Origin of the sequence: Parafilimonas sp., from assembly GCF_051953455.1 — a bacterium.
In the GTDB taxonomy this organism is placed as follows: Bacteria; Bacteroidota; Bacteroidia; order Chitinophagales; family Chitinophagaceae; genus Parafilimonas.
This window is the reverse complement of sequence record NZ_JBQCIT010000006.1, coordinates 99,693-122,467: the sequence shown is the minus strand read 5'-3', so window position 1 is coordinate 122,467 and position 22,775 is coordinate 99,693. Positions and strand designations below refer to the sequence as shown.

21 protein-coding genes are annotated in these 22,775 nt (G+C 39.3%); 14 read left to right on the top strand and 7 right to left on the bottom strand.

Annotated features, from left to right (window positions below):
* Positions 1-11: 11 nt before the first annotated feature.
* The 3 genes from ACTHN6_RS01585 (at position 12) to ACTHN6_RS01575 (ending at position 1,626) form a co-directional block, all read left to right on the top strand.
* Positions 12-776, top strand: a complete 765-nt coding sequence (locus ACTHN6_RS01585) for an SDR family oxidoreductase (RefSeq protein ID WP_440433955.1) — start codon at positions 12-14, stop codon at positions 774-776.
* Positions 777-795: 19 nt separating this feature from the next.
* Positions 796-1,080 (top strand): zinc ribbon domain-containing protein, encoded by a 285-nt coding sequence (locus ACTHN6_RS01580; protein WP_440433954.1) that lies wholly within the window; start codon positions 796-798, stop codon positions 1,078-1,080.
* 168 nt (positions 1,081-1,248) lie between these two features.
* Positions 1,249-1,626 carry a LytR/AlgR family response regulator transcription factor gene (locus tag ACTHN6_RS01575; protein ID WP_440433953.1) on the top strand — a complete coding sequence of 126 codons (378 nt, stop codon included), beginning with the start codon at positions 1,249-1,251 and terminating at the stop codon, positions 1,624-1,626.
* Between the two features lie 192 nt (positions 1,627-1,818).
* Here ACTHN6_RS01575 and ACTHN6_RS01570 read toward each other — a convergent pair whose 3' ends face one another.
* Positions 1,819-1,980, bottom strand: coding sequence for a hypothetical protein (locus ACTHN6_RS01570; protein WP_440433952.1), 162 nt, complete (start codon positions 1,978-1,980; stop codon positions 1,819-1,821).
* Positions 1,981-2,160: 180 nt separating this feature from the next.
* Here ACTHN6_RS01570 and ACTHN6_RS01565 point away from each other — a divergent pair, with 180 nt between their 5' ends.
* Both ACTHN6_RS01565 and ACTHN6_RS01560 read left to right on the top strand, forming a co-directional pair.
* Positions 2,161-2,709: a DUF1003 domain-containing protein gene (locus ACTHN6_RS01565; RefSeq protein ID WP_440433951.1), complete on the top strand. Its 549-nt coding sequence runs from the start codon at positions 2,161-2,163 to the stop codon at positions 2,707-2,709.
* The gene (locus tag ACTHN6_RS01560; protein WP_440433950.1) at positions 2,710-3,738 is read left to right on the top strand and encodes a metal-dependent hydrolase; all 1,029 of its coding nucleotides are present in this window, start codon (positions 2,710-2,712) and stop codon (positions 3,736-3,738) included. It abuts the gene before it with no gap.
* Here the strand turns inward: ACTHN6_RS01560 and ACTHN6_RS01555 are convergent.
* The 3 genes from ACTHN6_RS01555 to ACTHN6_RS01545 all read right to left on the bottom strand — a co-directional run bounded on the left by ACTHN6_RS01555 (position 3,714) and on the right by ACTHN6_RS01545 (position 7,274).
* A complete protein-coding gene (locus ACTHN6_RS01555) occupies positions 3,714-4,895 on the bottom strand; it encodes a phospholipase D-like domain-containing protein (protein WP_440433949.1) in 1,182 nt (393 codons plus the stop codon). The two genes, ACTHN6_RS01560 and ACTHN6_RS01555, sit on opposite strands and share 25 nt — an antisense overlap.
* 112 nt (positions 4,896-5,007) lie before the next feature.
* Positions 5,008-5,835 (bottom strand): hypothetical protein, encoded by an 828-nt coding sequence (locus ACTHN6_RS01550; protein ID WP_440433948.1) that lies wholly within the window; start codon positions 5,833-5,835, stop codon positions 5,008-5,010.
* Positions 5,836-5,936: 101 nt separating this feature from the next.
* Positions 5,937-7,274 carry an erythromycin esterase family protein gene (locus tag ACTHN6_RS01545; protein ID WP_440433947.1) on the bottom strand — a complete coding sequence of 446 codons (1,338 nt, stop codon included), beginning with the start codon at positions 7,272-7,274 and terminating at the stop codon, positions 5,937-5,939.
* 127 nt (positions 7,275-7,401) lie between these two features.
* On the opposite strand from ACTHN6_RS01545, the gene ACTHN6_RS01540 reads away from it, so the two are divergent.
* From ACTHN6_RS01540 to ACTHN6_RS01520, 5 genes are all read left to right on the top strand, one after another.
* Entirely contained in the window at positions 7,402-8,109 is a 708-nt protein-coding gene (locus tag ACTHN6_RS01540; RefSeq protein ID WP_440433946.1) for a dienelactone hydrolase family protein, read from the top strand.
* Between the two features lie 18 nt (positions 8,110-8,127).
* Positions 8,128-8,760: a phosphoribosyltransferase gene (locus ACTHN6_RS01535; protein ID WP_440433945.1), complete on the top strand. Its 633-nt coding sequence runs from the start codon at positions 8,128-8,130 to the stop codon at positions 8,758-8,760.
* 123 nt (positions 8,761-8,883) lie between these two features.
* Positions 8,884-9,360, top strand: coding sequence for a hypothetical protein (locus tag ACTHN6_RS01530; protein ID WP_440433944.1), 477 nt, complete (start codon positions 8,884-8,886; stop codon positions 9,358-9,360).
* 42 nt (positions 9,361-9,402) lie between these two features.
* Positions 9,403-9,669 (top strand): universal stress protein, encoded by a 267-nt coding sequence (locus ACTHN6_RS01525; protein WP_440433943.1) that lies wholly within the window; start codon positions 9,403-9,405, stop codon positions 9,667-9,669.
* A 1,116-nt stretch (positions 9,670-10,785) separates the two neighbouring features.
* The gene (locus ACTHN6_RS01520) at positions 10,786-11,796 is read left to right on the top strand and encodes a zinc-dependent alcohol dehydrogenase family protein (protein ID WP_440433942.1); all 1,011 of its coding nucleotides are present in this window, start codon (positions 10,786-10,788) and stop codon (positions 11,794-11,796) included.
* Between the two features lie 14 nt (positions 11,797-11,810).
* On the opposite strand, the gene mgtA is transcribed toward ACTHN6_RS01520, so the two are convergent.
* From mgtA to ACTHN6_RS01505, 3 genes are read right to left on the bottom strand one after another with little or no spacing between them, the layout of a single operon-like run.
* Positions 11,811-14,318: a magnesium-translocating P-type ATPase gene (gene mgtA / locus ACTHN6_RS01515; protein WP_440433941.1), complete on the bottom strand. Its 2,508-nt coding sequence runs from the start codon at positions 14,316-14,318 to the stop codon at positions 11,811-11,813.
* A 36-nt stretch (positions 14,319-14,354) separates the two neighbouring features.
* Positions 14,355-15,152: a hypothetical protein gene (locus ACTHN6_RS01510; protein ID WP_440433940.1), complete on the bottom strand. Its 798-nt coding sequence runs from the start codon at positions 15,150-15,152 to the stop codon at positions 14,355-14,357.
* A gap of 19 nt (positions 15,153-15,171) precedes the next feature.
* Entirely contained in the window at positions 15,172-15,990 is an 819-nt protein-coding gene (locus tag ACTHN6_RS01505) for a universal stress protein (RefSeq protein WP_440433939.1), read from the bottom strand.
* A gap of 147 nt (positions 15,991-16,137) precedes the next feature.
* On the opposite strand from ACTHN6_RS01505, the gene ACTHN6_RS01500 reads away from it, so the two are divergent.
* The 4 genes from ACTHN6_RS01500 (at position 16,138) to ACTHN6_RS01485 (ending at position 22,773) form a co-directional block, all read left to right on the top strand.
* Positions 16,138-16,527, top strand: a complete 390-nt coding sequence (locus ACTHN6_RS01500; protein ID WP_440433938.1) for a hypothetical protein — start codon at positions 16,138-16,140, stop codon at positions 16,525-16,527.
* Positions 16,528-16,622: 95 nt separating this feature from the next.
* Positions 16,623-20,984, top strand: coding sequence for a CusA/CzcA family heavy metal efflux RND transporter (locus ACTHN6_RS01495; protein ID WP_440433937.1), 4,362 nt, complete (start codon positions 16,623-16,625; stop codon positions 20,982-20,984).
* Positions 20,981-22,120, top strand: coding sequence for an efflux RND transporter periplasmic adaptor subunit (locus ACTHN6_RS01490; RefSeq protein WP_440433936.1), 1,140 nt, complete (start codon positions 20,981-20,983; stop codon positions 22,118-22,120). The genes ACTHN6_RS01495 and ACTHN6_RS01490 overlap by 4 nt, the downstream gene beginning before the upstream one ends.
* A 98-nt stretch (positions 22,121-22,218) precedes the next feature.
* A complete protein-coding gene (locus tag ACTHN6_RS01485) occupies positions 22,219-22,773 on the top strand; it encodes an RNA polymerase sigma factor (protein WP_440433935.1) in 555 nt (184 codons plus the stop codon).
* The last annotated feature ends 2 nt before the right edge of the window (positions 22,774-22,775 follow it).

The window sequence follows — 22,775 nt, the reverse complement described above, 5'->3', positions numbered from 1 at the left end:
TAATTATACTTATGGAAAATAGTTTTAAAAATAAAGTGGCCCTGGTTACAGGCGGAAGCTATGGTATAGGCCGGGCTGCAGCTGCAGCATTTGCTGCCAAAGGCGCAAAGGTTGTGGTTGCTGATTTTGTAGAAGACAAGGTTCAGGAAACATTGAACATGGTTAAGGCGGCCGGCAGCGAAGGCATATTTATAAAATGTGACGTTGCAAAAAGCGGTGATGTAAAAGCAATGATTGCGGAAACGGTTGCAACTTTTGGAAGACTGGATTTTGCTTTTAATAATGCCGGTATTGAAGGCAGTTTTGCCAACACGCAGGATTGCACCGAAGAAAACTGGGACAGAACCATAGCTGTCAATCTCAAAGGTGTATGGCTTTGCATGAAATATGAAATTCCGGAAATGCTGAAACAAGGCAAAGGTGCTATTGTAAATTGTGCTTCTGTAGCCGGGTTAATTGGTTTTCCTGCATTGCCCGCTTATGTTGCAAGCAAGCATGGTGTAAGCGGTATTACAAAAACAACAGCACTGGAAAATGCCAAACAAAATATTCGTGTAAATGCTGTTTGCCCCGGCGTTATTGAAACACCCATGATAGACCGCATTACTGGCAGGGATAAAGAAGTTGAAAAAAAATACGTTGATATGGAGCCTATGGGAAGAATGGGAAATGCAGATGAAGTGGCGAATGCGGTTATATGGTTGTGTAGCGACAGTGCTTCTTTTGTAACAGGTATTTGTATGCCTGTTGACGGCGGCTGGATTGCCGATAGTTAAACCTTGAAAATTTTATATTATGTATACAGAAAATATTTGTCAAAGTTGCGGTATGCCTTTAACTGATGAAAGCATGTTAGGTACCGAAAGTGATGGCTCTAAAAATCATGAATATTGTAAATACTGCTACCAGAGCGGAGCGTTTACAAATCCTGGTATCACACTCGATGAAATGCAAAACCTGGTTAAGGAAAAGATGGAAGAAATGTATATTGATACATCTGTGAATGAGAAAATAGTTGATGGATTAGCTTATCTGAAAAGATGGAAACAAACAGCAATCACTTCCACACGGCATAATTAAATTTTTTTACTCTCTTATTTAAGCGCTCACGTTTTGGCCTGGCAAATTGAAACATATTATATAATTACTAAAATGAAAATGCAGAACAACAACTGCTGAGGTGCCATAAACCTACAGTATTATATACTAACTATATAATCTCGTAAACTATAATCCACAAAACTTGCTATGAAAACAATTCATAAAGACAGCTCTGAAAATACCCTAAACATACAACACAAAATTATTTTTCGTGTTGCAAATGGATATGAAATTATAGAGCTTGGAAGAATTTTGTATATGGAAGCGCTGGACAGCTATTCCAGGATTATTTTATCAGGCGGCCAATCTTATGTTGTTTGTAAAAACCTGTGTTATTTTGAAAACCTTTTACCTTCCCGTCATTTCTGGAGAATACATAAATCCTACATTATCAATATGCAGCATGTTGTAAAGGTTTTAAAAGGACCACCTCCGGTTATGGTTATGATCAATAATCAGTGGCTGCCCATTTCATGCAGGAAGAAAGGTGAGTTATTTGAAAAATTAAAATGGCTGGTATTCTAAAAGCAGAAATTAAAAGCAATTGCCGGTATTATTTTAATAAGCGGTATTAAAATGCTTACAAGCCGTTACGTAAATTTCTTGCCTGATAAATCAATTTCTTTATTTATGCAGCCTGTGGTGCTTATTATTAATGGCTTGCATCAGGCGATAGTTTAAACCCTGATGGATGCAGTAATGTGCGTAAGTCCCGCATTAAAATCTGTGCTGGATGAAATAGTCGTAAAACTTCAATAAAACATATTCAACAATTTCTCTAAGGTATTTATAACCAAATAACATCATCATCAGCACTATCAGCCAAGCCATCATTTCATGAGCGCCGGCCGGAACGTTTCTTAGATTGAATTCTTTCATAACAATCTTTTATAGTATCAAACCTATTAAGCTTAAAGTAGTTTTTATATGAGGTGTATCAGTTCGGGAAATGATTCAGGAGGTATATATTTATAAGCACAATTAGCTGACAGGATGATCTATATCATTTAGCATGATCAATAAGTTGCTGTATTTGCAACATGATAAATTATTCTGTGTATGACAGAGAAAGATAAGTTTTATGATTTGCTGCAGAGTGAAAACCTGCAGCATGAGAAATTACATGACATTGTTATAAAAGCAATCGAAGAAGAAAAGCTTATTACCAACAAGCTGATGGAATTTGAAGAAAGAGAAACCTCTTTTAGTGAACGTGTTGCTGATCGTGTGGCTGCGTTTGGCGGAAGCTGGCAATTTATTATTGTGTTCGTTTCCTTTTTAATTGCCTGGGCGGCCATAAATATTTTATTGCTGAAAAAAGCCTTTGATCCGTACCCCTTTATCCTGCTGAACCTTTTCTTATCGGCGCTCGCTGCGGTGCAGGCACCCGTTATTATGATGAGCCAAAACCGCAAGGAAGAAAAAGACAGGCGGCGGGCCATAAACGATTATCTTATTAACCTGAAAGCTGAGATCGAAATACGTAATATGCATCAGAAACTCGACCTGCTTATTGCCGAACAAATGAAAACACTTTTTGATATTCAAAAAGTGCAGGTAGAATTGATGGAAGACATAAAAACAGTGATTGATAAACCCACGGTTTAATTGGACTCATTAACACATATAGCCATTGGCGCCTGCATAGGCGAGGCTTTTGCCGGTAAAAAATTGGGCAGAAAAGCGATGCTGTGGGGGGCTTTAGTTCAAAGCCTCCCGGATATAGATTTTATTGCAGGTGCATGGTTAAATCCGGCTGAAAATTTGCTGGCGCACCGTGGATTTACACATTCTTTGCTGTTTGTATGCATTGCAGTTCCATTGTTGGCATTGCTTGCAGAAAGACTGCACAGGCCGCACAATATTTCTTTAAAGACCTGGATAGGGTTTTTTATCGTTGAAATGTTGGTTCATATTTTTATTGATGGTTTTAATGCCTATGGTATTGGATGGCTGGAACCTTTCTCACACCATCGCTTTTCATTCAATACCATTTTTGTTATTGATCCGTTCTTTTCTGTTTGGGCCGGTATTGCGTTTTTAATATTAGTCATTACAAAAGCACACCGGAGAAAAAGAAAGTTCTGGTGGAGGTTTGGCATTATACTGCCGGCTCTTTATTTATGTTTTTGCTGCATTAATAAAATTAAAATTAATACGGAAGTAAAAAAAGCTTTAGCTGCAGAGCATATTCTTTATACAAAATATTTTTCAACGCCCACACCATTCAATACTTTATTATGGTATGTGGTTGCTGAAACTGACAGTGGCTTTTATATAGGTTACCGCTCCCTTTTTGATGAGCAGGTTCGGATGCAATTGCATTTTTTTCCGCGCAATGAATACCTTTTAAAAGGCGTGTCGGATCATCCGGAATTGCAGGATTTAAAACGATTTTCAAAAGGCTTCTATACGGCTTCATTACAAAATGATACGCTTGCGTTTAACGATTTGCGTTTTGGCCAGATTGCAGGCTGGCAATATGCCAATGCACCCTTTGTTTTTCGTTATTTTTTGCAACACAGCAGCAATGCGCTTGTAGTGCAGCGTGGCCGCTTTGCCGGCTGGAGCCGGGAAAGTATCGCGGCACTGCTCCAGAGAATCAGTGGTGATCAGCCATGGCGCCTTTTAAAATAGAAAGTAAAAAGAAAAAGTATAATGCGATAAATATCGTAACAAAGCCGTTGCCATACATGCATGAAAAAGGTTGCTTTCCCATTATATTCCGCTTCCGTAATTTGTATGCAGTCTTCGCGGATTATTTTTTGTAAAACCGTTTCTGTTTTTTTTGCAAAAGGTGCATCCAGCACATCAAGATTTAATTCAATACTTGCATAAGCACTTACATTATTTATGTTGTATGATCCCACCGTAACAAATTTTTTATCATACGTGCTGAGCTTGCCATGCAAAACCGTTTTTTTGTATTCATATATTTCAATATTGTTTTTAAACAGCCAGCTATACACATAGCGCTCAGCCTGCTTTGCCAATAGTACATCCGATACTCCTGCTGCAATAATTTTTATTTTTACCCCACGCCTTGCAGCGGCACTTAAATGTTTTTTTATAAGTACGCCCGGCAAAAAGTAACTTGACATAATTGTTACGGAATGCTGAGCTTGTTTCAGCATATCAGTATATGTTTTTGAAATCTGCTTTTTACCGCGTACCCAATCGTTTACACGGGCACGGACCATACATATATCAGTTGGTATCAAAGGGTTTTCTGGCAATATAAACCTGGTACCGGATCGTTTGCCCCACATGGATTTATTCCATATATCTGCACAGATGTTATTAAGCTGCAGGGAAGCTTCACCCTGCACAAACAATGCCCAGTCCAGCCATGCAGGTTCACTTAAATCATTATATCTGTTAGCAATGTTTACGCCACCAACCAAACCGGTAAGGGCATCAGCCACTGCAACTTTGTGATGAAGTCTTCTTCCAAAATAGAAATACCGGCTTCTGAATATGGGATTAAACCAGCGAAAATGAATGCCGGCCGATTTAAGGTTTTTGATACATGCCTTCGAGATATTTCTTGATGCATAACCATCCAGCACAATAAAAATCTGAACGCCCCTTCCTGCGGCTTTCAGCAAGGCATTGATGATACGGTTCCCTGTTTCATCTTCATTAAAAATATATGTCTGGAGATGAATAATAGTATGCGCCTGGTCAATGATGTGTTCCAGTAAATCAAAATATTTTTTTCCGCCTCGCACCAAAACCGTCTTATTGTGCATGGTGTAATTTGTAGCAGAACTATGTTTGCTGAATGAAGACATTATTACTATGAAATTGCTATAGCTCGTTAAATGTCATGAAATATTTGTTTGCTATCTTTAAAAGTTTCGGAATAGACAAGAAATGGGTACTAAGGCGTTGACTTCGCTTCAATCATTTATGAGCAATAAATACCGGCATTTTATGATCGCGGATAATTTTTGAAGCGAAACTTTTCCTGAACATTTCAGAGAAATTTGACCGGCTGTAACTTCCTGTTACCAGCATAGCTGATTGTTTCACCTTTACCCATTCGGCAAGCCTCATCATGTGCTTATGAAACATCAGCAAATTGGGTGTATTAAAATGCCGTGCAGCAAGCTCCTCAATCAAAGCTTCATCCGGTATTTTTTCGCTGTTTGCGGCTGCCTCATGCACAACTATTACATCCTTATTACACAACTCATTCAATATATATGAAAATTGTTTGATGGCATATACGGAAGAGGCGCTGCCATCATAGGCAAGCACAATATTTTCCGGGAAGCTGAATTTTTGCGGCACGATCAATACGGGACATTCGGCCAGGTGTAAAATCGATTTTAAATAACCTTCCGGCTCGGTTAATTCTGATAATTGGTAAAACGCTTCAGCATTCACCACCAGCAGGTCGGCAAAGCGGGTTTCCTTCACCAATGCCTCCACAATCAGGTCGTCTGTATCATTATGAACGCGGTATTCAATGTGTTTTTTTTGACAGGCTTTTTCAAACCAATCAGTGCGCCTTTGAATATCCTTCTGAACAATGGCTTCAGCTTCCGCATTATGACCTGCGCCACTCACCATTCCGTAGTAGCTGAAGGCAGGATCAGGTATATAGATAATTTCTCTGAGAAAAATTCCTGTTAACAACAGTGGATTTATTTCATTGAGCCGGCTTATAAACTCAAATGCGCTTTCGGGCAATTTATTTTCTGCAATTGCCAGTAATACCTTTTTCATCGGAAGATTTTTACAGAAATAAAAATAGGATTATGAGAATGCTCATCGAATGATTTCCGGCACCTAAAGGTATGAATCAAATCAGCTTATTAATTGCTGCATTAAACGCCAAATGGGTAAGTCTCCGGTATTTGGTGGCCATGCGGCTGAATGTGCAGCGGATGTAAAGCTTTGGTTTTATCAATAAAAATAAAGGCATCATAGCGTGATGGGATTACACTGGGCACATAATTTCCGTATTCCCACTGAGGATTATACACAACGCCAATGGCGCGGTGCCCGATTTCCCTGGTGCCCCATAACTTGCGCACTGCTTCATTCATAAAAACAATGCGGTCTTTTGCGCCGGCTTCATGTAAAATAAATTCCCAGCTATCAGCCTTTGCTTTTGGCATATTCATAACATACATTATATCGCCCCAGCTCTTTCCTGCAATCACACTGCCCTGGAATGAACCGAAGCCAACGCTGAAAACGCCATCATGAAAATGTTGCTCATTCACTAACTGGCCAACGTTCACCATATTATCATAGCGCATATCCGTTGCACGTGCATCGCCAATATGCGTGTTGTGCTCCCATACGATAGCTTTTGCATGCATGCCATGATGCTGCATCAGGCGGTTTAAAGTATCAACCATATGATGATCGCGGATGTTCCATGACAGCGGCCCGCCCTTTACCATAGCCCGGTAATATCTCTCTGCATTCACGGCAACAATGGCATTTTGTTCTGTGTTCAGCGTTGCTTCCGGATCCGAGTTATATTGCTCCATTCTTTTTCTTATTTCCACCAGTAAATCAATTACTTCATTTTCACACGAAGCAGGCACCCATTTATGTTGTGTTGCTCGTGCATAAGACTGGCCTTCGTCTTCACTGTAAGGTTCAAAACATTTCCATGCTTCCATTGCAACTTCCTTTGCATGCGGATCAACCTTATCCAGGTATTTTATAACGGCTTCAAGGCTTTCCCATAAACTGTAAACATCCAGTCCATAAAAACCAACGCGTTTGTTTTGCGGCAGATTTTTGTTGTAGCTGCGCATCCATTCTGCCAGTGCAACAATTTCCCAGTTGGCCCACATCCATGTTGGCCACCGGTTAAACGCACGCAATACTTCCTGCGCTGTTTCCGCTGCATCTTTATAATGTTTTACATAGCGGTTAAGGCGATAACAATCGGGCCAGTCACCTTCCACTGCAATAAATGAAAATCCTTTTTCCTTTATTAAGCGCTGGCTGATTTTTGAGCGCCATGTATAATACTCATGCGTGCCGTGAGATGCTTCACCCAGCAATACATATTTTGAATCGCCGATTGCATCCATCAGTGTATCCAAAGCTTTGGCATCATTCAGATCAACCGCGTTTTCCGTTATCATCTGATTGAACAATACGATTTGTCCTGTGCCTTCTTTTAGAAAAGATATCTGCATAAAAGTTTTTTTTAAATGTCAGTTTTTAAGAAAAAATAAAGCATGCCCAGCATCACGATAATATTTGATGGTAGTCATTGTTCCTGTTTTTTATCTGCACTTATTTCGTACATCATAATCAATAATCATGCATCGAACAATAACCGATAATTTAAATATGCAATACGATGAAATACATGAAAATAAAACTTCAGTCAGCATTCCTCTTGATGGCTTTTCTCTCAACGCTTATTTATATCTACCTAAACAGCCGGCTGCATTAGTAATCTTTTCACATGGCAGCGGCAGTAGCCGTTTTAGCCAGAGGAATAATTATGTTGCTGAAATATTGTACAGAAATAACATTGCGGCATTGCTGGCTGATTTACTTACGCCAAAAGAAGATGTGACCATTCAGAACCGTTTTAATATTTCCCTGCTTACAGAGAGATTGAAGCAATTAACGCATTGGGCAGTACTGCATCCGCAATTAAAAAAATTACCTGTTGGTTATTTTGGCGCAAGCACCGGCGCTGCTTCAGCGATTAATGCGGCTGCCGGTTTCGGTGACGAAATTAAGGCCCTTGTAAGCCGCGGCGGCAGGCCTGATCTTGCTACTGAGAATGCTTTGACATCACTTAAATGCCCAACACTTTTAATAATTGGTTCCCTGGACAATGAAGTGATTAAACTAAACCAAAAGGCTTTTCAGAAAATGAAATGCACCAGGCATATTGAAATAGTACAGGGAGCTTCGCATCTGTTTGAAGAAAAAGGTAAGCTTCATATTGTATCGGAACTTGCAGAAGACTGGTTTGAAAAATATCTCGTTAAGCCTTTTGTTGCGAGGCTGTGAATATAAACGTATCTAATTATGCTTTTCCTTAATCGCTATGATGCTGCCATGAAACTGGCGCAGCTTCTTGAAAAATATAAAAATGAAGAAGGGGTGATACTGGCGGTGCCGCGAGGCGGTGTTCCGATAGGCTATTACCTTGCAAAGCATCTTGGTTTTCCGCTGGATTTATTGATGACAAAAAAAATCGGCTATCCCGGCAATGAGGAATTTGCCATTGGTGCAGTTGGACTGGAAGGCAGTATTATAGAAAACAAGTATAACATACCGCAATATTATATTGAACGTGAAGTAAACCGGATCCGCAAGTCGCTTGCAGAACGCTACAAAAGATTTATGGGTGGTAAAGGGCCGCTTGATATAAAGAATAAAATTGTAATTATTGTGGACGATGGTATTGCAACAGGCAAAACAATTCTGGTAACATTGAAACTATTACGCGCTGGAAATCCAAAGAAATTAGTGGTTGCCGTGCCCGTATCTTCTGTTGAGGCAGCCACACGTATATCGGAAGAAGCGGATGAATTTATCAGCCTGTACACCCCCGAACCGTTTTACGGGGTAGGAGGGTTTTATAAAGATTTCAGCCAGATAAGCGATGAAGAAGTGATGCTGCTGTTGAAAGAATTAAACGGCGGGAAGGCGGCCTGATGTTTTAATGGCCATGAAAATTTCTGTAAAGCTGCCTGCTGAATTGCATTCATGTTTCATATCAGTAAAACCTTTTTATGTTGAACATAGTTGTGGCAATTGATGTGCTTTATCCCGCTGCCGATGCAATTAATTGCGGCTGTTATTTTGCGCAGGTTACTCAGGCTCACCGGCATTATGCTTGAAAACCTCGACTATGCTTTTAAGCCCGTTGTAAAAAGCCTGAATAATCAACCGTATATTGAAACAGTTTTAACTACTGATATCCCTTCAAATAACGACAGGCGAAAAGCCTGTGAAATGGCAACCGTATTGTTTAATGAAACCTGTAAAGTCAAAAATATCCTGCATACCATGCATGTAGACTGTGGTATGCCTGCAAAGGAGCTAATAACCGAAAGCCGCTTTACAGATGTAATGATAGCCGATGCCCGCATGTCGTTTTCCAAAAAAACAACGAGTGAACCATCAAGATTTATAAAAGATATTCTTGCAGAAAGTGAATGCCCTGTCATCCTGAGCAATGCAGGTTTTAAAACAATAGACGAAATAATTTTCGCCTATGATGGATCTGCTTCTTCAATGTTTGCCATGAAGTAATTTACTTATCTCTTTCCCGCACTGAAAGAAAAAAAAGTTCAATTGTTTGAAGTAAATAAACATGCACATACAGTAAAGTACCAGCATAAAATAAAATTATGGTTGCAGAGTCATTATGTTTCTGTTGAAACAAATGTAAAAGAAGGCAACACCAGCGATGCATTGTTTGCATACCTGCTCACCAGGGAAAACAGTATGGTTGTAATGGGTGCTTATGGGCGCGACTGGCTTTCCAGGTTATTTCATAAAAGCAGCGCGGATGTAATTATTGAGGGCTTAAACATGCCTGTATTCATTGCACACTGCTAATAAGCTTTCCGGGCGGTTAAAACCTGTTATTAGAATGAAACCGGGCATGATATTTTTTCTCATACAAGGGGTGTGTAAATATCGAGGTTCCATTTAAACTATACGTTTAATCATTTTTCGGGAAATGGGTCTGTAACAATGATATATATTATGAGCAGATATGCCGGAAGTCATTCTTTTTACAGATTGTAAAAATTATTCTTACATAAAAATTATATGCAGATTTTTTTCTCAGTTTTCTGGTGGATCTATTTTTTTATTTTTTTCTCAGGCTATCCTTTATTGTATGGCTTATTTTACTTAATAAGTAAAAACAAGAATTTACACCCGGTAGTAGCTGAAAAAATTTTCCCTTTGCTGCCAATAACATATGCGTTTGTTTCAACCTTCTTCTGGATATTCACTTTGTGCACCGGCAAAATGCAGCTTGTTATTGAAAAGATTGCCGTATTGGCGCCGGCCGTTTCAATCATTTTTTACAGTTTATCTGCTTTATTATTTTGGTTATCCCGCTTCCGGCAAAAAACTTATATAAGTTTTTTACATAGCCTGCCGCTTTTCCTGATCCCATTTTTGAATATGCTGTTTAAATCGTACGGGCATAAAACTATACCGGATAATTATGGTATTAACTTGTTGCGCATATATACTGCCGGGTTCATAATTTACATAACTGCTATAAGTTTTTTATTAGCTGTAAAATGGTTGTTGTCAAAGATGGTTCTCTTAAAACATGATAAGAAGGTTTTGCATTAAGTTCTCCTGTTTATTGTTTGGCTATAAAAGGGATTATATAATTTTCAGTTGTGCCTGAAATTAACTGGCGCTGCTATTCCTTAATGGCAAGGCGCATATGCTGCGGATCATCCCGGCTGAGCGATCTTAAAAAATTACCTGCCGATACTGTCGCGATAAAAAGGTGTTCATAGCGCTCATTTTAATTACAAGATACCCTGAACAGCAGCTTTAATTTATGATCCGAAGAAAACTATAAGATGAATTTTGTCAGGGTGAATAACAGCAGGCAAAGCTCGAACTTTGTGAAATGGATATGAGATATCTTAATTGTGTGCGGTAAATTAGCTATGTACTTTTTTACAATATAAATTTCTGCCGATGCAACTTCCATCTACTATGCAGGCAATGGTGCTCGAACAACAAAGGCAACCGCTGGTTTTAAAAACATTGCCCATCCCTCAACCATTAGATAAACAAGTGCTTGTAAAAATTATTGCCTGCGGTATTTGCCGTACTGATTTACATATTACCGATGGTGAACTAACCCACCCCAAACTTCCAGTGATTATCGGTCATGAAATTGTTGGCATGGTTGTAAAAAAAGGAAGTGCTGTTGCAGTATTGAAAGAAGGGGATATTGTGGGCATTCCCTGGCTTGGATATACTTGCGGAAAATGCAAGTATTGCCTGCAGGGTAAAGAAAATCTATGCGAAAATGCTTTGTTTACAGGCTATACCATAAACGGTGGTTATGCAGAATATACAGTGGCTAACGAGCAATATTGTTTTCCTCTTGATAAGAAGTATGCAAATGCCAGTGGGGCACCACTGTTATGCGCAGGCTTAATAGGTTACCGTTCTTACAGCATGATTGACGAGGCCGCCGAAACAATCGGTATTTATGGGTTTGGCGCAGCGGCTCATCTAATAGCACAGGCCGCTGTTTTCCAGCGTAAAAAAATATATGCTTTTACAAGAGATGGTGATTTAAAAGCTCAACAATTTGCTTTGCAACTTGGCGCGGAATGGGCCGGTGACTCATCAAAACCAGCACCTGTAAAATTAGATGCCGCCATCATTTTTGCACCTGTTGGAAATCTTATTCCAAAAGCATTGCAGGATGTGGATAAAGGAGGAAAAGTGGTTTGCGGCGGCATTCACATGAGTGATATTCCATCATTTTCTTATGATATTTTATGGGAAGAAAGAAGCATTCAATCTGTAGCCAATCTTACAAGAAAAGATGGTGAAGCATTTTTGAAGCTTGCTGCCCAGGCAAACATTAAAACTGAAACAAAATTGTTTCAACTGCACGAAGCCAATGAAGCTTTACAGGAACTGCGTACGGGTAAGTTTAACGGAGCGGCCGTGCTGATGATGCCTGACTAAAAGCGTTATAAAATCTATAATCTTTCCATCACAAACCGCTTTGTTATTTCGGCAAAAATGATATAAGCAGCTATTATCGCAAATACGCTTAAAAAGATAGAAACGGGCAAAGGTGATAGTTCAAAGTTTTTTGCAAAAGGTGAATAAGGAATTATAATACAGGCGATGAATGTAAAAAGGCTTGATAGCTGCAAATATTTCGACGGCCTGCTTTTAAAAAATAGATGCCTTGTTCTTAGCACAATAAGAATTAATATCTCTGACAACAAACTTTCCATAAACCAGCCCGTTCTGAACGTTTGAGGGCTCGCATGAAAATAGTAATATAAAATGCCAAATGTTATAAAATCGAATAAAGAACTTTGTAATCCGAAAATGATCATAAAACGGCGTATGTATTTTATATTCCATTTGCGCGGCGTTGTTACAAGTTCCTTATCCACATTGTCGGATGCAATGGCGATTGCAGGCAGATCGCTCAAAAAATTATTTAATAAAATCTGCACAGGCAGTAATGGCAAAAAAGGCAATATTACAGAAGCTATAGCCATGCTTATCATATTACCGAAATTGGCGCTTGTGGTTATATAAATATATTTCATGGTGTTCATGAAAGTTTTCCTGCCTTCTTCAACGCCTTCACGAATCACATCAATATTTTGGTCAAGCAAAACAAGATCTGCGGCTTCTTTTGCCACATCTACGGCATTATCAATTGATATACCTACATCGGCAGCTTTTAAAGCATTGGCATCATTAATCCCATCACCCATATAGCCCACTGCATGGCCGGTTTGCTGCAATGCTTTTACAATTCTTTCTTTTTGTTCAGGCACAACTTCTGCAAATACATCGGCCTGCCTTGCATGCATACGCAATACATCATCACTCATGTTTTCCAGGTCATTTCCCGTAATAATTTTTTCCGCATTTAATTTGATTTGCGCCGCAAGATGTTTTGCCACAAAATGATTATCCCCGGTAATAATCTTTAAGGAAATGCCGGCTTCTTTTAACCGGTTAATTGATTCTATAATCCCTTTCTTAGGAGAATCGGATAATGTAAGAAAGCCAAGAAATATCATATCCTTTTCATCCTCTTTATTTATAACCGGGTCGTTACTTACATCCTTATAACAAATAGCAATTACCCTGTAACCCTGCCCGCTCAGGTTTTCATATTGCGCCTGGATAGAGTCTTTTATCGTATCATTTATAATTTTTATTTCATTATCTGCGCTTTCAAACCTGGAACAAACTGCAAGTACATTATCTACTGCGCCTTTTGTAATCATAATGTGACTGTCAGCTCTGATAACAACAATGCTTAAGCGCTTACGCTGAAAATCATAGGGCACTTCATCGGTTTTTTGATAAGCATTTATGCTTATCGCTGAAGCATTTTTAATGGCTTCATCAATAGGGTTATAAAAGCCGGTTTGGAAGCTTGCGTTTAACAAGGCATATAATAAAACTTTATCGTTTTGTTTTCCATCATGATCAATGGCTGCATTAAGCTTTACAATGCCTTCGGTAAGGGTACCGGTTTTATCGCTGCATAAAACATCAATCTCGCCAAGATTTTGAATAGCGCTTAATTTTTTTACGATTACTTTTTTGTTTGCCATGCGTTTGGCGCCGGCGGCTAAAGTAATTGTAATGATGGCAGGCAATAGTTCAGGCGTCAACCCAACAGCCAAAGCCAGCGCAAATAAAACAGAGTCAAACAGAGGTTTATGAAGGGAAAGATTAATGATTAAGATGGCAACTGAAATAACGATGGTTAAATACATGAGCAGGTAACCAAATTTGATGATACCTTTTTCAAAGGCAGTGGGTGCCTGTTCTTTCTGAAGGGAATAGCCGATTTTGCCGAGGATAGTTTTGTCTCCTGTAGTTACGGCAAGTACAGTCGCGGTTCCGTTGATAACACTTGTGCCTTTAAATACTGCGTTGGTAACTTTTGATAAAGGCGCCCTAACATTGCAATCACCGGTAAATTTTTCTGCAGGAAAAGATTCGCCCGTAAGTACGGATTCATTTATGTGCAGATCATTTGACTGAACGATATAACAGTCGGCAGGAATAATATCGCCGGCATTTAACAGGATAATATCGCCCGCAACTACTTCATCAACCGGAATTTCTTTTTCAATATTATCTCTTTTTACAGACGCTTTATTGTGCACCAGCCGGCGGAGTTCCTGAACAGCGCGGCCCGCACTCCGTTCCTGGAAAAATCCCAGGATGCCGGTAAGCAATAATACAATAAAGATGATGATGCTTTCTGAATATTCACCCAAAACGGTTGAAAGTATAACGGCGAAGACCAACAATAATATTAATGGATTCTTATACTGTGATAAAAGCAGTATTAAATCATTTATCCAGGGCTTTTTAATTTTGGTTTTATCGGCATGCTGCGATCGTTTTTGATAAACTTCAGCTTCAGTTAAACCTTCTTTACAGGTATTTAACTGGTGATATAATTCAGTTGCAGTATGCGTCCAGAAAAATTCCAACGATACAATTATTTAAAAGAAGCGTAAACGTATTTCCTAATAATGGGTAATGAAAACCGGTATGTTTAAGGTTTTCAAAAGAATGTCCGCAGTGCTGCGGCTAAAGAAATTCTTTCTTCCGTAAGCGCCCATCACCAGTATTTTATTTCGCTGCGAAAGAAATTTTTTAAATAGTTCTGTTTCAGCACTACCAACCAAGGTGTCATAGTGAACAGCGCCATAATGCATCATTAAAAATTCCTTCAGTTTTTTCTTTTCGGTTATATCATGTTCTTCCTGATCCAGTACCTGCAAAACGGTGGTTTTTACATCCGTTAATTCAGGAAAGAGATAAATGAATTGTTTCATTGCAAAAATTGACGAATCGGTACCATCATAAGCAAAAACCACTTCATTAATTTCATCAAAATCAAATGGGGTAACAATTACCGGGCATTTTGCATGTTCCAATAATTCTTTTACAAATTGCGAAGGCCATCCATCGTACCCGTTAAAAGTTGTATTGCCATCGGTTAATATTATGTCAGCATACAAACTTTCATTAACTATTTCCTGCAAAGGGTTGCCCTGTATATGACGAACTGTATGCCGGGCGTCATTATGCAAACACCGGTTACTGAAAATATCTGCATTAGCCGCAATTTCTGCCGGCAACGTTGTTTCATAATCGTTGTTTTCCACAAGCACTAACCGTTCGGCCAGTTCTTTTTTTTGTTTTTGTTCAAGTAAAAAGCCTATTAGCGGCGAGCGCATAAGATTGGCTATATAGCAGCCGAAATCGACAGCAGAAGTTTTTATATCATTGGCACTTGTTGCCAGCAAAATTCTTCGCATAAAATTTATTTTCGGTTTATTATTCAGGTACCAGGTCGTTTTCATGTATGGCCATCAGCGGTACATCGGTATAAAAAATAAAATCTTTCGACTGAGATTTATGAAAAGGGCCATGTTTTTTGGGTATAATGATTAGCAGGTCTATATTATGTTCTTTTACAAGATCTGTTATGCCTATGATTGTATCATTATTTTTCACAACATGGAACTGGGGATTTAAAGCAATCAGGCGATGGTCGAGCGATAAACTGTCAACGCTATCCCGGTTAATAGCTTTCTCATTCTTTGCGGCATGTAAAACTTCAAGCTCTGCATTAAATAATTTTACGATTGATTCTATTTCTTCTACGGGCACATCGTAAACGTTCTTTAAATCTGCAGCCAGCGCTATTTTTTTTATTGCCTGATATTTTGCATTATGGGGCACAACAATTACAGGGTAGTTTAAATGCTTTGCACTGTAAACAGTAGTGCTCCCCAGGAAAAAACGGTCAAGCGCACTGCTGCTGTGCGTTGCTATGACCACTGCAAAGGGTTTTATCGTTTTGCACAACTCTTTTATCTGTTGTTCAGGAGAACCTAAAATGTTTTTCGTCCTGATATTAACTTTGTTATTAACCGCTGCAAGTAGTTTCGTTTTCAACGTTTGTAATTCTTTCTCTATTCCGGCTTCGTCAAATGCACTGTCTGTAACAGGATATTCGGCAACTGCAATAGGCAATTCCATTATATGCAGCAATACCAGGTCAGCTTTAATATCTGCTGCCAGTTCCGCAGCATATAAGGAGGCATTTTCTGCTACCGTTGAAAAATCTACGGGGGCAATTATTGTTTTCATATTAATTTTTTTATAGCATGAAATTAATCAGGCCGCAAAGCAGTTTGACTGACGTTGATCAGGAAGAATGATGACTTTGGTTATAAATGAAATTTACCCTGGTTTCAGCATTCAATATTCGATTTTTAGTGTTTAACTTTGTGAGCCTTGAAGAAATTAATCTCAATATTATTCTTCTTAGTTTACCTGTTTACAACAACAGAATTTTACCAGTTTATAAAGCTGCCGATGTTATTTGAACATTTGCAGGCCCATGAAGCAGGTAACAAAAATGAAACTTTGTGGAGCTTTATTGATGAACATTATCTTAAACCCGTTGATAAAAATCCTGATGCAGCAGCAGATATGCAACTGCCTTTTAAAGAGCAAAACCCTTCAGTAGCCTACAATATTTCAACTACCGTCCTCATTCAGACACAATCTTTTTTTGTTATAAAACCGGTTGAACTAATTACCAAAGATTTTCCTCAATACACACAATCTTTTTCTCATTATACGTATGGCCCTAACATCTGGCAACCTCCCAAAAGCTGTTAGTTTATTTTTTATTTGAAAGAATTATTTGCATGCATGTTTGCATGCCTGCCTTTGATTAATCAGTAATCAAACTTATGAATTAACAGAACAGAATTATGCTGAATAAGATAATTGAGTTTTCCGTGAGGAATAAACTTATTATCGGGCTCTTTGTTATGGCGTTGGTTATCTACGGAATTTTCCAAGTACAGCAACTGCCCATTGACGCGGTGCCCGATATAACGAATAACCAGGTGCAGGTTATAACTACAGCGCCCGCCTTTGGAGCAACCGATATTGAAAACCTCGTAACATTTCCCATTGAACTTGCCAACAGTAATATTAGCGGGCTGCAACGAATAAGAAGTTTTTCACGTGCCGGCCTGTCTATTGTTACCATCATTTTTAATGATGATGTGGATGTGTATTGGGCAAGACAGCAGGTTGCTGAGCGTTTGCAGCAGGTGCAAACGCAAATCCCGCCGGGCATTGGCACACCGGCATTGGGGCCTATTACAACAGGGCTTGGAGAGATATATCAATATGTAGTTCACCCTAAAAAAGGATATGAGAACAAGTATGATAAAACGCAGTTAAGAACAATACAGGATTGGATAGTGCGCCGCCAGTTGTTAGGTGTAAAAGGTGTTGCTGAGGTAAGCAGTTTTGGCGGTAATCTTAAGCAATATGAAGTAGCTGTTGACCCGAACAAATTAAAATCTTACAACATCAATATCACCGATGTTTTTGATGCTTTGCAGAACAACAATCAAAACACGGGCGGCGCTTACATTGAAAAAGGTCCGGCTGTGTTATTTATCAGAAGTGAGGGCATGGTGAACTCTGTTGATGATATCAGTAACATCACTATTAAAACCGGCAACAGCGGAACACCATTATTTATACGCGATGTGGCGAAAGTGCAGCTTGGTTATGCTACGCGGTACGGCGCAATGTGTTATGATGATAAAGGAGAAGTGTCCGGCGCTATTGTAATGATGCTGAAAGGTGCAAACAGCAATGAAGTTATCAGGAATGTAAAGGAAAAAGTTGCAGACATACAAAAAACTTTGCCTGAAGGCGTTGTGATAGAACCTTTTCTCGACAGGACAAAAATGGTGAACAATGCTATTCATACGGTTGAAAAAAATTTGATTGAAGGCGCCATTATTGTTGTGTTTATCCTTGTTCTTTTTCTGGGAAACATTCGTGCCGGTTTGCTCGTTGCCTCAGTTATTCCTTTATCCATGTTGTTTGCGATTATACTTATGAATGTATTTGGTGTTAGCGGTAACCTGATGAGTTTGGGCGCTTTGGATTTTGGATTGATAGTAGATGGTGCTGTGATTATTGTTGAAGCCGTGATGCATCACATAGCGCACAGCCACAAACTTGCCACGTCAACCAAAATAACACAGTATGAAATGAATGGCATTGTAAATGATGCGGCCGGCAAAATGATGAACAGCGCTGTATTTGGTCAAATCATCATCCTGATTGTTTACGTTCCCATCTTCACCTTACAAGGTATTGAAGGCAAAATGTTCAGGCCAATGGCCCAAACTGTAGCCTTTGCCCTGCTTGGCGCATTTATTCTTTCGCTCACTTACATTCCCATGATGAGCTCATTAGTGCTGAGCAAAAGAGTAAAAACAAAGCAAAACATTTCGGATAAAATAATGCTCCGCCTCGAAAATCTTTATCAGCGAACATTAAAGAAAGTATTACATTATCCTAAAACTGTTGTTGGCGTTGCTGTGGCAATGTTTGTTTTCGCCATTATCATTTTTAACCGCCTTGGCGGTGAATTTATCCCGCAAATTGAAGAAGGCGATTTTGCTGTTGATACAAGAGTGCTTACAGGCAGCAATCTTAATACAACCATTAACAGCACACAACAGGCAGCGCATATTTTAATGCAGTTTCCGGAAGTGGAAAAAGTGGTTACAAAGATTGGCAGTGGCGAAGTGCCGACAGACCCGATGCCTATGGAAGCAACGGATATGATGGTGATATTGAAAGATAAAAAAGAATGGACAACCGCAAATTCATTTGATGACCTTGCCGATACGATGACTAAAGCATTGGACGCAGTGCCCGGTATCACCACCAGTTTTCAATATCCTGTTCAAATGCGGTTTAACGAGTTAATGACAGGTGCAAGACAAGACGTTGTTTGTAAAATTTTTGGCGAAGACCTGAATGTACTGGCAGATAATGCGCAGAAGCTTGCAAAAATTGTAAGCACAGTAAAAGGCAGTGCCGATTTATATGTTGAACCGGTTACCGGCATGCCGCAGATCATTGTGAAATATAACCGCAATGCGATTGCCCAATATAATTTAAATATCAGTGATGTGAATAATGTATTGAATGCGGCTTTCGCCGGAAAGAGCGCCGGGGTTGTGTTTGAAGGCGAGAAGCGCTTTGAGCTGGTAGTAAAACTGGTGCCAAACGAAAGGCGGAATCTGGGGAATGTTCAGAATCTTTTAATACCGGCCCCCAATGGTACACAGGTGCCTTTATACCAGTTAGCTGATGTGCAGATTATAAATGGCCCTAATCAAATACAAAGGGAAGACAGTCACAGGAGAATTGTTGTGGGTTTTAATGTAAAAGGCCGCGATGTGCAAAGCATCGTAAATGAACTGCAGCAAAAAGTAAATGCGCAGTTAAAACTACCGCCGGGTTATTATGTTACATACGGCGGCGAATTTGAAAATTTAATTGCTGCTAAAAAGCGCTTAAGTGTTGCCGTGCCTGCATCATTAATTATGATATTTCTCTTATTGTTTTTTGCATTGAAGTCAGTTAAACAAGGGTTACTAATTTATACAGCTATTCCCTTATCTGCCATTGGCGGTGTGTGTTTTTTAGCACTGCGTGGATTGCCTTTCAGCATCAGTGCAGGTGTTGGGTTTATTGCATTATTTGGTGTTGCCGTATTGAATGGAATTGTATTGATAGCTGAATTCAATCGTCAAAAAGAATATGGTTATACCAACATTTATCATATTGTAATGAATGGCACAAGACTGCGGTTGCGGCCTGTATTGATGACTGCTTCTGTTGCATCACTGGGTTTTCTGCCGATGGCATTAAGCACCGGCGCCGGCGCTGAAGTTCAAAGACCTTTGGCAACTGTTGTTATTGGTGGATTACTTACAGCAACTTTTCTCACCTTATTTGTACTGCCGGTATTGTTTGTGGCATTTAAAGGAAAGAAACAGAAAACAAAAGTCTCTTCTATGAAAGTCTTGATTTTATTAATAATTGCAATGTGTGCAACAGGATTGCATGCTGAAGCTCAAACAAAAATATCATTGCAGGCGGCCATTGATACAGCGTTGAAAAATAATCTTGCTGTTAAAAATGAAATGCTGAAAGCAAAGTATCAGCAAGCATTAATTAAATCATCAGCGATGATACCGCAAACGAATGTAGCAGCAGAATTCGGGCAGGTGAACAGTGCTTATTTTGATAATCGTTTTAGCATTAGCCAGTCTATAAATTTCCCAACCGTTTACTCCAATCAGAGGAAAGTATATGAAGAAGAACTGCAAAATGCAGTATTAAATAAAACATTGCAGCAGCACGAAATAAAAAAAGAAGTTACGCAGGCTTTTTATCAGTTCGTCATACAAAAAGAAAAAGAAAAATTGTTATTAAGCGCTGACAGCAATTATGCAATATTCCTAAACAAAGCAGTTCTGCGTTTAAAAACCGGTGAAAGCAATATACTGGAGAAAACAACAGCAGAAACGCAACGCGGAAATATTCAATTGCAGCTGCATTCGTTACAACAACAAATGGAGGTTACAAAAGCCCGGTTTCAATATTTATTAAATACAAACAATGATGTTGAACCAGCCGCCGATACAATCGCAGCAACTATTCCTGTGGTTTTGGATAGTTCGATGCTGGCACAGCATCCGCTATTGCAGGTTTACCGGCAGCAGGAAAAAATTGCAGCAGCAACCACGAGATTGGAACGCTCAAAGTTGTTGCCTGATTTAAGTGTTGGTTATTTCAGCCAAACCTTCCGCGGTGTTGGCCCGGATGAAAAGACCTACTCGTCCTCAGACAGGTTTAATGCATTCCAGGTTAGCATTGGCGTACCCATATTTTCCGGCGCACAAAAAGCAAAAGCCAATGCGGCAAAAGTGAATGAAGAAATTGCAGCGAATAATTTCAACCTGCAATTGCAAAACCTGCAAACCCAATACCGCAGTGTGTTACTGCAGTATAACAACAATTTGCGGGCGGTAAATTATTACCGGCAAACAGCCCTCCATAATGCCGATACCATTATGCAAACGGCCAACCTCCAGTTTACTGATGGCGATATTAATTACCTCGATTGGGTTGTATTAACCAATGAAGCCATCAGTATTCAAAACAGTTATCTGGAGGCCGTGCAGGCTTTGAATGAAAGCGTTATTTATATCAACTATTATGTTTCAAACCAAGAGAAATGAAAACAGAAGTAATTATCACATTAATATCAATATTCTTTATTGCCTGTAACAGCAGCACAAAACAGCAGGAGCAAACAAAAGCAGTTTTGCCTGATTCAACGGGCAATGTTGTGGTGTTAACCGATGCCCAGATGCAGGCCGCCCAGTTGCAGGCCGATACATTGCAGCAGCAGCAATTATCATCCATTATAAAAGTAAATGGCAGCATTGATGTGCCGCCACAAAACATAGTTTCGGTAAGCGTGCCTTTGGGAGGTTATTTAAAATCAACCCAATTACTGCCGGGCATGCATGTAAGTAAAGGAGAAGCGATTGCTGTAATGGAAGATTTGCAGTATATACAGATGCAGCAGGAATATCTCAACACAAAATCTCAGCTCGTATATGATGAAGCGGATTATAACAGGCAAAAAGAGCTTAATAAAAGCAAAGCGGCCAGTGATAAAAGTTTTCAGCAGGCGCAGTTGAAATATAATAGCAGCAGGACTTCATTGAATGCTTTGGCACAAAAGCTAAAACTTATTAATATTCATCCTGAACAATTGAATGCTGATAATATTTCAAAAACCATCAACGTTTATTCGCCTATCAATGGTTTTGTATCAAAGGTTGATGTAAACATTGGGAAGTATGTAAATCCGCCTGATGTTTTATTTGAATTGGTAAACCCCGATGATATTCATCTTAACTTAAAAGTTTTTGAGAAGGATGTTAACAAGCTGAAAATAGGCCAGCACTTAACGGCATATACTAATAATGATACAGGCAGGCGTTATGATTGTGAGATCATTCTCATCAGCAAAGACATATCTTCCGATAGAACTGTTGAGGTGCATTGTCATTTTAAAAATTTCGATAAAAATTTGTTACCCGGCATGTACATGAATGCAGATATTGAAGAGAATAATGTAAAAGTTTTTGCTGCGCCTGAAGATGCTGTTGTAAATTTTGAAGCGAAGAATTATCTGTTTGTTATTACCGGCAATAATAAATTTGAAATGGTGCCGGTAATAACCGGCATCAGCGAAAAAGGGTTTGTTGAAATAAAGAATGCAACTCCATTAAAAGGCAAACAAATTGTAACAAAGGGCGCTTACACTTTATTGATGAAGCTTAAGAATACGGGGGAAGAGTGATTAAGTTAAACTTTCAAGGACACCGGCAGGTTGGCCAATCTTTTGAACGCGCCCAACCTTTTTGCGGAAATTTACATCTTACTTTTAAAATATTATAGTTGGCGGAGATCTTGGTACAGATCATTAACGGGTGCATAAAGGGTGAAAAAAATGCGCAGGCAGCCCTTTATAATATGTATTGCCGTAAAATGATGGGTCTTTGCATGTGGTATGCGAAAAATAAACAGGAAGCCGAGGAAATTTTACAGGATGGGTTTATGCTGGTGTTTGGCAATATGCATAAATATGCCGGTAAAGGCTCTTTTGAGGGCTGGATAAGGAGGATAATGATTAATGCTGCGCTGGCAAAATACAGGGGTAAAAGAAGCAACGTAATGCGCCTGGTGATTGATGAAACGATAGACGATCCGGGTTTTGCCGAACTTCCCTTAACAGAATCCCTGCTTGAAGAGAAAGAATTGCTGGCATTGATCCAGGGCCTTACGCCTGTTTACCGCATGGTATTTAATTTATATGTTTTTGAAGGGTTTAAACATAAAGAAATTGCAGAACAGCTTGGCATTACAGAAGGAACCTCCAAATCAAACCTTGCTGATGCCCGCGCAATTCTTCGCAAAAAAATTATTCAACAACAAAAAACCTCGTTGGGATGAAC